Here is a 13,233-nt window from a genome sequence, read left to right as displayed (position 1 = left end):
GCAGCATGTTCAAGATCGCCGGTCAATTCCAGCGCCTCATCGGCCTCTGCGTCCGCTCGCCCGGCGGCAAGATCAATCTGGCGCTGTTCCTGCTCATCACCGCGCTGACGCTCGGCAGCGTCTATGCCAGCGTGCGCCTGGTCGAATGGACCGGGGCATTCTATTCGGCGGTCGAAAAGGTCGATGCACCTGAGGTCTTGAGGCAGATCGGCATCTTTGCCGTCATCATCGCCTTGAATTCGGCACGGCATCTGCTGGCAGAATATCTGCGCAAGATTCTCGAAATCCGCTGGCGCCGGACACTGACGGACATCGCCATCGACCGCTGGACCGCCAACAAGGCCTTCTGGCATCTGGCGCAGGCCAAGACCGACAGGATAGACAACCCGGATCAGCGCATCGCGGAGGATTGCCGTTTGTTTGTCAGCGGTCTGCTCAGCGAGACCCTCGATCTGATCTCTCGCGTGGTCGGCCTCGTTTCCTTCGTTGCCATCCTCTGGAGCCTATCCGACTTTCCCCTGTCTCTTGCCTTCATCGGCATCGACCTCGAAATACCGCACTACATGGTCTGGGCGGCGTTTCTCTATGTTGCTGTTAGCAGCGGGCTGACGCATCTGCTCGGCAGACCGCTCAAGGGCCTTTTCTCCGAGCAGCAACACCGCGAGGCCGACTTCCGCTATGCGATGGCCAGGTGGCGCACGAGCTTCGACGAGGTTGCGCTGTCCGACGGAGAAGACGCCGAGAAGCGGATATTCCGTGCCCGCTTCGACGCGCTTGCGGCCAACTGGAAGAAGCTGATCACCCGCGAGCTGATCCTCGGCGGCTTCACCTATCCGTTCAACCACTCCGTGCTGAGGATACCGCTCTTTGTCGCGCTGCCGGGTTATCTCGCGGGCCATGTCGCATTTGGCGGCCTCATGCAGTTGAGCACCGCCTTCTCACAGGTCGTGACCACACTTTCCTGGTTCATCTTCTCCTATCGCGATCTCGCCGACCTCGTCGCCACCGCCTCGCGCCTGGATAGTTTCATGGAGTCGGCAACCGCAAGCGCCGGCCGGGAAACACGTATCAACCACACAGAGCGCGGCGATGGCGTTCAGCTTGACAAGCTTTCGCTCGACACGCCGGATGGGCGCAACCTTCTGGCCATCGAGAACCTGAAAGTGAACGCTGGCGAATGCGTATGGCTGCGCGGTCCGTCCGGCATTGGAAAGACCACCTTGATGAAAGCCGTTGCCGGCCTCTGGCCACATGGCACTGGCGAGATCAGGCGGCCGCTGGAAGGCTGGATGTTCCTGCCGCAAAAGCCTTACCTGCCACTTGGCACGCTGGTCGAAGCGGCCGCCTACCCATCGACGGTCGAATGTTTCGGCCAGGAGCAGATCCGCGCTGCACTTTGCGACGTCGGACTGGAGCAGCGCATGACCGATAACGGGGCAGCCGGTCTCGAAACGCCCGAAGGGCTGTCCGGCGGAGAGCTGCAGCGACTGGCGATCGCCCGCCTGCTGGTACACGCGCCGCGCTGGGCGATCCTTGACGAGGCGACCAGCGCGCTCGACGCCGCGGCCGAGGCGAAACTCCTGTCACTCGTCCGGCACCGCCTGCCCCAGACCGCACTGATCCTGATCGCCCATCGCGCGCCGCAGATGTCCTTCGATATCCGGGCCATCGATCTGATGCCGACACAAGCCCTGGCCGCCGCTTAGCAACACCACCTATCCCGTTCCCTTCCGCAACAGCGAGACAACACATGACAGATCCTGCTACCGCAACCCGCCGCTTCGTTCTCGAGACACCGGAAACGGTCGTGCGCCGACTGCCCGATATCGGCAAGCTGATGATCATCGGCAAGCGCAATGGCGTCACCCACGAGCGCATAGGCCCGGTCGAACGTGTCGAAGATGACGGCGCCTTCCTCGTCTGTCTGGGACAGGATCACGACAGCCGCCTGGATCCGCGGCTCGTTTCGACTGTCGTCATCGACACGTCGAGCATCATGCAGAATCAGGTCTATCCGCGGATCGATTTCAACGGCGCCGATGGGGAACCCGTCTTCAGCGTCGTCGGCTTCGGCGGCCTCGAACCGTTCGAGACCGCACTTGCCGGTCTTCCGACCGAGGTCGACCCGGTTGAGCGGCCAAAGGCAGAAAGAACCGAACGAGCCGAAGTCGCCGCGGATGATCCTGGCCTCGTGCCACTCAATGCGGCACTGGCTTCTGCTGAGACCATCGTCATCGCCTTCGATCAGCCCGGCATTTCCCAGCGCTGGAGTGGCGTCGTCCCGAAGGTGAGCCCCGCAATGGGCTTCATCAATGTGATGACCTCAGACTTCCATCTTCATCTGCTCGGCGGCACCGTCTCGCGCTGGCAGGAAGAGGCGACCGAAGATGAGGTCGTGCTTGTCGCATACGGCAAGGACGATCGCCCCACCGGGCTCACCCTTCGCGCCAAGACCGCCGCGGCGTTTCGCCCGGCCAACTGATCGAGGATACGGCGTTGACTGCAATCGAACACAAGCCGGGCACATGGATCGTGCCCTCGACCGGCGAAGAAATCCGCCACAACGACCTGATGAACCACCTGTCCAGCAAGCAGGCGGTGCTTCTCGGCGAGACGCATGATCGCTACGACATTCATCGCTGGCAGCTTCACGTCACGGCCGGCCTCTACGCCCACAATGCCAACCTTGTCGTCGGCTTCGAGATGTTTCCGCGCAGCACCCAACCGGTTCTCGACGCGTGGGTGGCGGGGGACCTTTCCAATGCGGAGTTTCTGGACAAGGTCGGCTGGCAAGCCGTCTGGGGTTTTCCGGCCGATCTCTACATGCCGATCTTCGATTTCTGCCGGCAGTTCAGGATCCCGATGAAGGCGTTGAATTGCCGGCGGCCGCTGGTGACAGAGGTGGGCAAGCTCGGTTGGGAGGCGATCGCCCCCGAAGACCGTGACGGCGTCACCCCGGCAAAGCCTGCGACATCGGCCTATCGGCAGTATCTGTTCCATATCACCGGCGGCGGATCGCCGGCACGGAAAGCCACTTCGGCTGAGGACTCGGCCTTCGACCGCTTCGTTCGGGCGCAGCAGACCTGGGATCGCGCCTTTGCCTGCAACATCGCCGAGGCGCATGGTGATGGCGGCGCGCTCGTCGTCGGCATCATCGGCCGCGGCCATCTGGAATATGGTCACGGCACACCCTATCAACTGGCCGATCTCGGTCTCACGGACGTTGCCGTGCTTCTGCCCAGCGATCACGAGCAGATCATACCCGAGCAGCGCGACATCGCGGCGGCCATGTACCGGCTGCCGCCGGTCGAGCACGCGGCGGCGAAGCGCAATCGCGACGAGGTGTAATCGCTTCCGCCGTGCCGTCGGGTTTCCTGTCGTCCAACTGTTACACCCAGGTGCTCCTCGCCGCCTGCAAACTCATCCGCGGTTTTCGGATCAGGCCCAAATTCAGGAGCGTGCCACCAAGGTGCAACACAAGCCGGCGACAACGAGACATTCCTTCAACCTCAAGCGCGCACAATCCTGAGCGGCGCATTGGCCTTGCGCGCCTGCGCGCCGTTCTTCGCGCACAGCGCGGCTGCCCAATCGAGCTCGGGTGAACTGCGCATCAGCGCATCGGCCGGCTGCATTTCTCCGGAAATGCTCGCAGTCTTCGAAAAGGCGACGGGCATCTCCCTCCCGATCGCCGGAAAGGCCTGGATCGGAGGGCAACAGGACCGAAGCAAGGTCGCGTAGCGAAGGGCAAACGGGGAGGATGTGCAACGCATGGCTTATGCGTTGTGCTGCACCGAACCGGTCCGCTGCAGCCGCTTGGTAGCAGTATGTGCGACAGGTCGCACGTGGCGCAAGGCCGAACGGACAGCCCGCTCGAACGCCGTCACTGCTTTCCCGAATTGCTCAAATGCCGCTGCGCCATCAGCGCTGCTTCAACCCGGTTCTTCGTTCCGAGCTTCACCAAGAGCCGGCTGACATGGAACTTGATGGTCTTGATCTGGACACCCATTTCCTCGGCAATCGCGCGATTGGTATAGCCGCGACCAAGCAAACGGAAGACGATCTCCTCCTTGGGCGAAAGCGCATCGATCAGCTTGCCGGCCTTGTGCTCCTCGGTTCTGTTGCGGATAACACCGAAAAGCCGCATGCCGAGATTGGGGGACATATAGGACCGTCCCTCAGCGACGGCGACGATGGCTGCGACCAGCTCCGGTGCCGGCGTGCCCTTCAAGACGTAGCCTGCCGCCCCGGCGTCCAGCGCCTCCAGCACATCGTCGTCCTCCTCCGAGACGGTCAGCATCACGACCTTGGTGTCGGGCCATCGGCCGGTAATATCGCGCGCAGCCTCGATGCCGTTGCCCGGCATGGAGATGTCGAGCAATGCCACATCGGGCGACAGGCGCTCGACGAGGCCGAGCGCTTCCGCCTTCGAGCCGCCCTCGCCGATCACCGAAAGTCCCTCTTCCAGCCGCAGCGCCTGCAGCACGCCCATGCGAAACAGGGAGTGATCGTCGACGACGATGACCGAGGTCGTTTCACTCATCAAGCATACCCCCTCCAAGATCGAGCGTCATCGTCAATACCGTCCCTGCCGGCCCCGGTTCGAACTCCAGCGTGCCGCCGAGGCTTTCGACCCGTTGGCGCAGACCATGAATGCCAAGCCCGCCGTCGCCAGTCCCTTGTGGAACAGGTTCGCCCGGGCGCCTTCCGCCGTCTCGCACGCTCAGCCTCAAGATCGCGCCATCGATGCGGCAGGTCACCTGTTGATCGTTGCCGGAGGCATGACGGTGGGCGTTGTTGAGCCCCTCCTGGACGAAGCGGTAGGCGCAGGTCTTGATGACGGTCGGAAGGGCGATGCGGGCGGCAGCCGTCTCGACGCGCACGGTCGTGGCCGTGCGCGCTTCGTGCAACTTGACGGCGCGCGCGACGACTTGCTCAAGGTTGAGCCTGTCGATGTCGGGCAAAAGCAGCGAGCGGGCGATCATGCGGATTTCGCGCAGCGCCTCCTCCAGGGTCCGGGTGATCGCTTCCAGCGATTGCTCCCGCTCTCCCTTGGTTTTGGCGCGGCGCGCCGGTTCGATCTGCAGGACGGCAAAGCCGATGAGCTGTGCCGGTCCGTCGTGAAGATCGGCGCCGATGCCGCGGGTCAGCTTCTCGTTGAAATCTGTCAATCGTAACGACGCCAGGCGCGCGCGGTCGCGCAGCATGCGGATTTCTTCCGACACCCGCTCGGCCTCGTCGGCACGCTGTTCGAGCTTCTGGCGTTGGCGCTCGATTGTTGCGCTGCCGCGATGCACGATGCCGAACAGGCCAAGCATGATCAGGGCGGAGGCGCCGGCGACGATGATCCAGCTGCTGAGTCGCACCTCGAAGATTTCCTGGTGCAGAAGCTCGGTATCCTCATGCACCTCGGCAACCGCGACGATCGCCGCGCTGTCGGCGCGACGCACCGGGCTATAGATTTCCAGATAGCGCGTGCTGAAATGGCGAAGCGTGTGCTCACCGGCGCTCAGGTCGGCATAGTCGGCGGCAACCTCGCCGCCTAAGGCCCGCACGAGCCCCGCCGGCGGATTGAACCGGCGACCGATCAACTGCCTGGATGTGGAATAGGCCACAGTCCCGTCCGGGCGCCAGAGCTCGAAATAGGGAAAGCGGCTGCGGAATTGCTCGTCGGCGAAGAGGTGGTCGAGTTTCACGATCGTCGCCGGCGACAGTTCCTTCGCCTGGTCCAGCTCCTGGGCCATCGGCTCCAGGATACTCTGCATGAAAAGTGCCGTCGATGCCGCCCGGTCATGGGCGGCGTTCTTGGAAACCTCTTCCGAAATCAGATAGCCGGCGACCGCCGCAGCAACAAGGATAAGCACGCTGCTTGCGAGCAGAAACTGGACAGACAAGGTCTGCCGGTGGAACCATATGCCCGGCGACAACCACCGTCCGCGCGTTGCCGGATCAAGGTGCCGCTCCCGTGCCGGAGTATTGCCCGCTATGCCGCCCAGAAGATCAGTCAAACTGCGCCGGTCCCTCCTTCGGGTCGTGCGCGAAGTCGAAATTGTCCGCGCACAAAAAATCAAACCGCTGCCTTGCGGCATGATGATCGCAGTATTTTCATAAATTGAAAGAGCGCCAGCGAACAACATCTTTGGGTCGGACTATATCTGGACCTAAGTCCAGTATCCCTTGCGGTCCTATTCTACCTGCCGCGCCGACAGTGGTCGGACTGCCGGTACGACATTCGTCGGCAATTTCGCCCGACTTTGCGACGTTTCTTTCTGCACCGTTTCCCCCGAACATCGAAGCATCAACAGAAAGGCCCTGATCGAGGGATCGGGCAAGCGAACGATGTTGCGGCCGACGGATGCAGGCGATGCCTGCCCGCCGGGCGGTGGAACTTTGGCAAAAACAGGCGGGCGCGGCTGCGTTACGGCCGACGGAGGGTAAGATGGTACAGCTTAACCGAAACGACCTCGACTTCATCCTGAAGCAGATCAAGATTGCCGAGGCCCACACGGCCGCCATCGAAGGCGGCGCCGACCCCCGGACAGCGCTCGAGCAGCTGGTATCAAGCCCGCTGCTTCCCTACGGCCTGCGCACCGTTGACGGCTCGTACAACAACTTCCAGCCGAACATGACGCATTTTGGTTCTTCGGACCAGGTGATGGCCCGGCTGCTGACACCCAACTATGCGGCCGCAGAAACCAACATCCGCAACGGCCTGCCGACCAGCTACGCAGATCTCAGCGGTTCGGTCTACGACAGCCAGCCGCGGCTGATCTCGAACATCGTGGCCGACCAGTCCCTGAACAATCCGGCCGCCATTTCCGGCGCACTTGCATCGGTCGGCATCACCGGCTCGCAGGCACTGCAGATCATTGGCGAGGTGATGCAGTTGCAGGCGGTGGCCCGGGCCGCCCATGCAGCCGTCGCCGACGCTGCGGCAGACGCCGACGCCGCTGTGGCCGCTGCCAACGTTATCGTCGCGAATGCGCAAACCACGCAGGCCATAGCACAGTCCGCCTTCGATACGGCAGCGGCCGGACAGGCCGGCGCCACACAGGGCCTCGGCGCCGCCAACGCGACGCTGGCGTCAGCCGTCGCAGCACGCGATGCGCATGCCTCCGTCGTCACCGCGGCCCAATCCGCCGTCGCCGCCGCGCTCGTCGCCAGCCAGTCCGCTGCTGCGGCGGCCGCCGCCGCGGAAGCGTCCAAGAACATCGCTTTCGCCAATCTGGGCCTCGCCCAGCAGGCGGAAGCCAATGCGCTCACAGCCTTCCAGAATGACCCGAGCTCTGCCAATGCCGCAGCCTATGCGGTGGCTGTGGATGCCCGTGAAGATGCACAGATCGCGCATGCCCAGGCCGTCGAGGATCATGAGGATGCGGTCGCTGTGCTTGGTTCGGCCCAGTCGGCACATGCCGCGACGATCTCTGCCCTGCAGGACGCCATTGCCGAGCAGCAGGTGCTGTCCAACGCAGCCAACGTGGCCCAGGCGGAGGCTACGGATGCGGCTGCGGCTCTCGCCGACGCCGACGCAAGCTTGAGCGCTGCCACCAACGACCTCGCACAGGCGAACGACGCCCTTGCCGACGCGATCGAGGCGCGCGATGCCATTCCGACTGACAGTGCCGCAACGGCAGCTGCCGTCGCTGCTGCAGCGGCCGCCGATGCAGCCGTGATTGCTGAAGTCACGTCACACGGCGTGACGATGGACGGCGACAACGTCTTCATCAAAAACATTGCCGCCGACCTTGGCGACACCGCCTCTTTCAACGGGTTCATGACGATTTTCGGCCAGTTCTTCGACCACGGCCTCGACCTCACCTCCAAGGGCGGTAGCGGCAATGTCATCATTCCGCTGCAGCCGGACGACCCGCTCTACGTGCCGGGCAGCCCGACCAACTTCATGGTTCTCACCCGCGCGACCAACGACGCCGTCCATGCCGGCGCCGACGGCCAGGTTGGGACCTCCGACGACATCCGCGATCATCGCAACGAAACCACGCCCTGGATCGACCTCAATCAGGTCTATACCTCGAACCCGTCGCACCAGGCCTTCCTGCGCGAGTATGTATTGGTGGGCGGCAAGCCGATGGCGACCGGCCAGATGCTTGAAGGCGCCACCGGCGGACCTCCGACATGGGCCGACATCAAGGCTCAGGCGAGAGACCTGCTTGGCATCGAGCTTAGCGACCTCAACGTCCACAGCGTGCCGCTACTCGTCACCGACCTCTATGGCGAGTTCGTACGCGGGGCCAACGGTTTGCCATTGATGGTGACGACGGCAGGGCCGGTCGAAGGCAATCTTGCCGTGCCGCTCGATGCCCTGACCAGCTTGAGTGCCGGCAGGGCTTTCCTCAACGACATCGCCCACAATGCCGTGCCGAGCGCACCAATCGACCACGACCGCGACCCGACGACCGCGCCAGTGACTGTTCTGCCGGATGCCGACAACGTGGCCGGCAACCCCATCATCCCGAACCAGTTCGGCTTTAACCTCACTTACGATGATGAGCTGCTGAACGCGCATTTCATCGTCGGCGACGGCCGCGGCAACGAGAACATCGCGTTGACCGCGACCCACTCCATCTTCCACAGCGAGCACAACCGCCAGGTCGACGAGATCAAGGCGACACTTTTGGCCGAAGGCGATCTGGCGCTGCTCAACGAATGGCTGCTGGTCGATGTTACAAGCCTGCCGACCGACCTTTCCGGTCTGGTCTGGGACGGTGAGCGCCTCTTCCAGGCGGCCCGCTTCTCCACCGAAATGGTCTATCAGCACCTGGTCTTCGAAGAGTTCGTCCGCGCAGTCGCCCCGCAGATCGATCCGTTCGTGTTCTCGCATTCGGTCGAGATCGACGCGGTGATCTACGAGGAATTTGCCCAAGTCGTCTATCGCTTCGGTCACTCGATGCTCGCCGAGAACGTCGAAATGCTGAAGCTCAGCAACAATGCGGCAACCCTTGAAGAAGTTGGTCTGATCGATGCATTTCTGAACCCGGTCATCTTCAACAGTGCGGGTGTCGATGCTCATGCCGCGTCCGGCGCCATCCTGCGCGGCATGACACGGCAGGTCGGCAACGAAATCGACGAATTCATGACCAGCGCGTTGCGTAACAACCTGGTCGGCCTGCCACTGGATCTGGCAGCACTCAACATGGCCCGCGCCCGGGAAACTGGCGTGCCCTCGCTCAACGAGGCCCGGCGTCAGATCTACGAGCAGACGAACGACACCTACCTAAAGCCCTATACGAGCTGGGCCGACTTCGCTCAGCACATCAAGAACCCGCTGTCGATCGTCAACTTCATCGCCGCATATGGCACGCATGATGCGATCACGGCAGCCACGACTGCAGAGGCCAAGCGCGATGCCGCCTGGGATCTGGTCTTCGGCGTTGCCGGGGAGACGGCCGCCGAGCGTCAGGAACGCCTTGATTATCTCAACTCGACCGGTAGCTGGGCGAACACGGAAACCGGTCTCAACAAGGTCGATTTCTGGATCGGGGGCCTTGCCGAAGCTCTGATGCCGTTCGGCGGCATGCTCGGCTCCACCTTCACCTACGTGTTCGAACTGCAGATCCAGAACCTGCAGAACGGTGACCGCTTCTACTATCTGAGCCGCACACAGGGCCAGAACCTGCTCAACGAACTGGAAAGCGACAGCTTCGCCGATCTGATCCGGCGCAACACCGACACCGAAGATTCGGGTATGCATACCAATGGCGCCGCGTTCCAGACGGCTGATTACATCATCGAAATGAACCAGTCCCGGCAGTACAACGACGGCCTTGGCAATGCCGATCCGACCGGCGACTCCGACGTTATCTCCGCCATCACCGGCACAACCTCTCTGGTGGTGCGGGCAGCGAACTATCTCAGATTTACCGGTGGCGAGCATGTCGTCCTCGGCGGCACGAATGCCGGCGAAACGCTGATCGGTGGTGCCGGCGACGACACGATCTGGGGGGATGGCGGCGACGACCGCATCGAGGGCGGCTTCGGTGTCGATCACCTTCATGGCGGCGACGGCGACGACATCATCACCGACAGCGGCACCGATATCGGCGCCGCCGACGTCATCAAGGGCGAGGCCGGCGACGACATCATCAACGGCGGCATGGGCCTGGATCTGGTCTTCGGTGGCGACGGCGACGACGTTCTGGCTGGTGGCGAAGACCAGAAGACGCTGTCCGGCGGCGAGGGCAACGATTTCATCCGGGCACCCACAGGCGGCGGGGTCATCCTCGGCAACGAAGGTCATGACTGGATGGAAGCCCAGGGCAACATGACGACGCTGACCGGCGACAACTCCGAGCTGTTCTTCAACTCGCGCATCATCGGCCACGACGTGATGATCGCCGGCGAGAACGACACCGACTTCGACGGTGAATCCGGCGACGACATTATGGTGCAGGGCATCGGCATCAACCGCTCGAACGGCATGGCCGGCTTCGACTGGACGACGTTCCAGAACAACAACTATGCCGCCGATGCCAATATGAACATCAGCATCTTCGTCAACCAGCAGAACAACATCGTCAGGGATCGTTACGACCTGGTCGAAGGCCTCTCGGGTTGGGATTACAACGACCAGCTCATCGGTCGCGACGTGGTGATCGGCGGCTATGACGCCGACGGCAATGCTGCGCAGGTCGATGCAGATGCGCCGCTGGATTCCTATTCGAACGCGCTTCTGGAAAAGAACCTCAACCTCATCTCCGGGCTTGCGGCGCTAACCAACCACCTGACGCGCACCACCGTCACTGTCGCCGGCAAGACCGAAACCATTGTCATGCACACGGGCGATGCCTCCGACATCCTGCTCGGCGGCGGCGGCAGCGACATCATCGAGGGCATGGGCGGCAACGACATCATCGATGGCGACAAGTGGTTGAATGTCCGCATTCTGGTCTCGCCGGATCTTTCCCGCGGACAGGTCTGGCAACCCTTCAGCGTCGACAGCATCGCCGATATCCAGACACGCATGTTTAGCGGCGAGATCAAGCCGGGCCAATTGCAGGTCGTGCGAGAGATCCTCGACGGCGGCAACGCCGGTGACGTGGACACGGCCGTCTATTGGGACGTGCGTGCCAACTACACGATCACCGCCAATGCCGATGGCAGCCTGACCGTCGAACACACAACGGTCGGAGCGGCGATCGTCGACCCGACGACGGGACGCAACCGCGAAGCGGACGGAACGGACCGACTGTTCAACATCGAGCAGCTGAAGTTCGCCGACGGCATCATCGACACGGCAATCTTCTTCAACCAGCCGGCAACGGGCGCACCCGTCATCAACGACTTGACTCCGACCGAAGGCCAGGCGCTGACCGTCAACGTCTCGTCGATCCAGGATGCCAATGGCCTCGGGCCTTTCTCCTATCAGTGGCAGGCGCTCATCAACGGCGACTGGACCAACGTTGCCGGCGCAACGGCCGCAACCTTTGCGCCTCAGGATCTCGCCGGCACCCCGTTCGGTCCGCAGGCGGGTCTTGAACTGCGGGTCGTCGTCAGCTTTGCCGACGGCAATGGCCATGTCGAGACGCTCGCCTCGCAGCCGACGGGGCCGGTCGGTGCCAACTGGAGCGCCGGTCTGTTCGGCGCAACATTCAATGGCACGGCAGGTGACGACATCGCCGAAGGCTCGAGCGGCATCCTCGGCATCGGTGGCGGCGACACGCTCAACGGCAATGCCGGCAACGACGTGCTGAATGGCAATGCCGGCGGCGATACGCTGAATGGTGGCGCGGGCAATGACACGCTCAACGGCGGCGGCGGCACGGATGTTGCAGTCTATGCGGGCGCGGTCACCAACTTCGCGATTACCAGCAACGGCACGAACATCACTGTCGCCGATCTCACCGGCGCCGAAGGCACGGATACGCTCAATGCCATCGAGACGCTGCGCTTCAACGCAGCCGACTACGCCGTCACCACAGGGACCAATGGCACCAACACCTTGAACGGCAACAACAGTTCCCAGGCGATCTTCGGGCTGGGTGGTGTCGATGCCATCAACGGCGGCGGCGGCAACGACTATATCGACGCGGGCGACGGCAACGACACCATCACCCAGGTCGGCAGCACCGGCGGACGGGACATCGTCAATGGTGGCGGCGGCGTCGATACCTATCAGCTGAACGGTAGTGCCGGCGCGGAGGCCTTCGTGGTCTATTCACGGGCGGCCGCGATCGCGGCCCTGTCAGGCCTCGTCCTCAACGGCAATACCGAGATCGTCGTCACCCGCAATGGCGCTGTTATCGCCGAACTCGACAATATCGAGGAAATCCGGATTAACACGCTGCAGGTGACGGCGCCCGGCGGCGCCGGCGGCGGCAACAACGGCGGCGACACGATCCAGGTCATCGGCGATTTCACCGGCACCAGCCTCAACTTCTCGACCATCACCATCGATGGCACGGCCGGAGACGATGTCATCGACATCACCGGCCTGCAGTCGGCCCATCGTATCGTCTTCCGTTCGAACGGCGGCAACGACACGATCGTCGGGGCACTGCGGCCGCAGGATGTCATCGAGCTCATGGAGGGCGCGAGCCTTAATGATTACGACGCCAGCGAAGCCGGCGGCGTCACGACGCTGACGAACGGTTCGCACACGATCTCGTTTGCCAGTGGTAGCGCACCTGAGGTCCGGACCTGGTCCGGCGACGATCATCACGACGACGATGACGACGACACGTGCGGGTCGGACGACGACGATAGTGGCTCTGGCGATGGGGACGGTGGCGAGACGCCGTTGCCGGTTGCGGCGCGCACGTTGATCGGAACGTCGGCAGCGGATGTGTTGCTGGGCGGTGGCCTTGCCGACGTGCTTCTGGGCGGCGGCGGCGGCGACATCCTGTCGGGGGATGCGGGCAGCGACGTGCTGCGCGGCGAGGACGGCGAGGATGTGCTGTCGGGCGGTGACGGCGACGACGTTGCCTCTGGCGGATCCGGCGATGACGAGATCCACGGCGGTGCCGGTGCCGACATGCTGTTTGGCAATGGCGGCGAGGACCTGATCTACGGCGACGCCGGCAACGACGTCATCGAAGGTGGGGCGGGCGCAGACAAGGCCTGGGGCGGTGCCGGCGACGACATCGTGCTTGCCACCAAGGGCGACGGCTCCGACAGCTACTGGGGCGATGGCGGCGTCGACACGCTCGACTACTCGACCGCCACCGGCACCCTGACGGTCGACATGGGCACCGGCTTCATGGGCCGCGGCCAGGTCTCGGG

General features: G+C 63.3%; 7 protein-coding genes. 4 read left to right on the top strand and 3 right to left on the bottom strand.

From position 1 onward, the window contains the following. The first annotated feature begins 5 nt into the window (after positions 1-5). Genes BLJAPNOD_RS32230 through BLJAPNOD_RS32220 form a run of 3 tightly spaced genes read left to right on the top strand, consistent with a single transcriptional unit; the run spans position 6 to position 3,348 of the window. A complete protein-coding gene (locus BLJAPNOD_RS32230; protein ID WP_158556205.1) occupies positions 6-1,706 on the top strand; it encodes an ABC transporter ATP-binding protein/permease in 1,701 nt (566 codons plus the stop codon). A gap of 44 nt (positions 1,707-1,750) precedes the next feature. After that, a complete protein-coding gene (locus BLJAPNOD_RS32225; protein ID WP_077498122.1) occupies positions 1,751-2,482 on the top strand; it encodes a hypothetical protein in 732 nt (243 codons plus the stop codon). A 14-nt stretch (positions 2,483-2,496) separates the two neighbouring features. Beyond that, positions 2,497-3,348 (top strand): ChaN family lipoprotein, encoded by an 852-nt coding sequence (locus tag BLJAPNOD_RS32220; RefSeq protein ID WP_244611184.1) that lies wholly within the window; start codon positions 2,497-2,499, stop codon positions 3,346-3,348. A gap of 161 nt (positions 3,349-3,509) precedes the next feature. Here BLJAPNOD_RS32220 and BLJAPNOD_RS35815 read toward each other — a convergent pair whose 3' ends face one another. The 3 genes from BLJAPNOD_RS35815 to BLJAPNOD_RS32210 all read right to left on the bottom strand — a co-directional run bounded on the left by BLJAPNOD_RS35815 (position 3,510) and on the right by BLJAPNOD_RS32210 (position 6,005). Further along, entirely contained in the window at positions 3,510-3,674 is a 165-nt protein-coding gene (locus BLJAPNOD_RS35815; protein WP_206750054.1) for a hypothetical protein, read from the bottom strand. 206 nt (positions 3,675-3,880) lie between these two features. Further along, the gene (locus BLJAPNOD_RS32215; RefSeq protein WP_115422823.1) at positions 3,881-4,540 is read right to left on the bottom strand and encodes a response regulator transcription factor; all 660 of its coding nucleotides are present in this window, start codon (positions 4,538-4,540) and stop codon (positions 3,881-3,883) included. Next, positions 4,533-6,005 carry an ATP-binding protein gene (locus BLJAPNOD_RS32210; protein WP_158556204.1) on the bottom strand — a complete coding sequence of 491 codons (1,473 nt, stop codon included), beginning with the start codon at positions 6,003-6,005 and terminating at the stop codon, positions 4,533-4,535. Before BLJAPNOD_RS32210 ends, BLJAPNOD_RS32215 begins: the two co-directional genes overlap by 8 nt. 431 nt (positions 6,006-6,436) lie before the next feature. On the opposite strand from BLJAPNOD_RS32210, the gene BLJAPNOD_RS32205 reads away from it, so the two are divergent. After that, positions 6,437-13,233 (top strand): peroxidase family protein (locus BLJAPNOD_RS32205; protein ID WP_115422821.1); only part of this gene is annotated, 6,797 nt, incomplete at its 3' end.

Source organism: Ensifer sp. M14, assembly GCF_003355565.1.
GTDB lineage: Bacteria > Pseudomonadota > Alphaproteobacteria > Rhizobiales > Rhizobiaceae > Ensifer.
Note: the sequence above shows the minus strand (reverse complement) of the source record. Positions and strands in the feature narration are given on the sequence as shown.

Bases quoted from the DNA above. Each gene is read 5' to 3' on its own strand.
- BLJAPNOD_RS32230 (WP_158556205.1), top strand. From the start codon at position 6: ATGTTCAAGATCGCCGGTCAATTCCAGCGCCTCATCGGCCTCTGCGTC.
- BLJAPNOD_RS32225 (WP_077498122.1), top strand. From the start codon at position 1,751: ATGACAGATCCTGCTACCGCAACCCGCCGCTTCGTTCTCGAGACACCG.
- BLJAPNOD_RS35815 (WP_206750054.1), bottom strand. From the start codon at position 3,674: ATGCCCGTCGCCTTTTCGAAGACTGCGAGCATTTCCGGAGAAATGCAG.
- BLJAPNOD_RS32215 (WP_115422823.1), bottom strand. From the start codon at position 4,540: ATGAGTGAAACGACCTCGGTCATCGTCGTCGACGATCACTCCCTGTTT.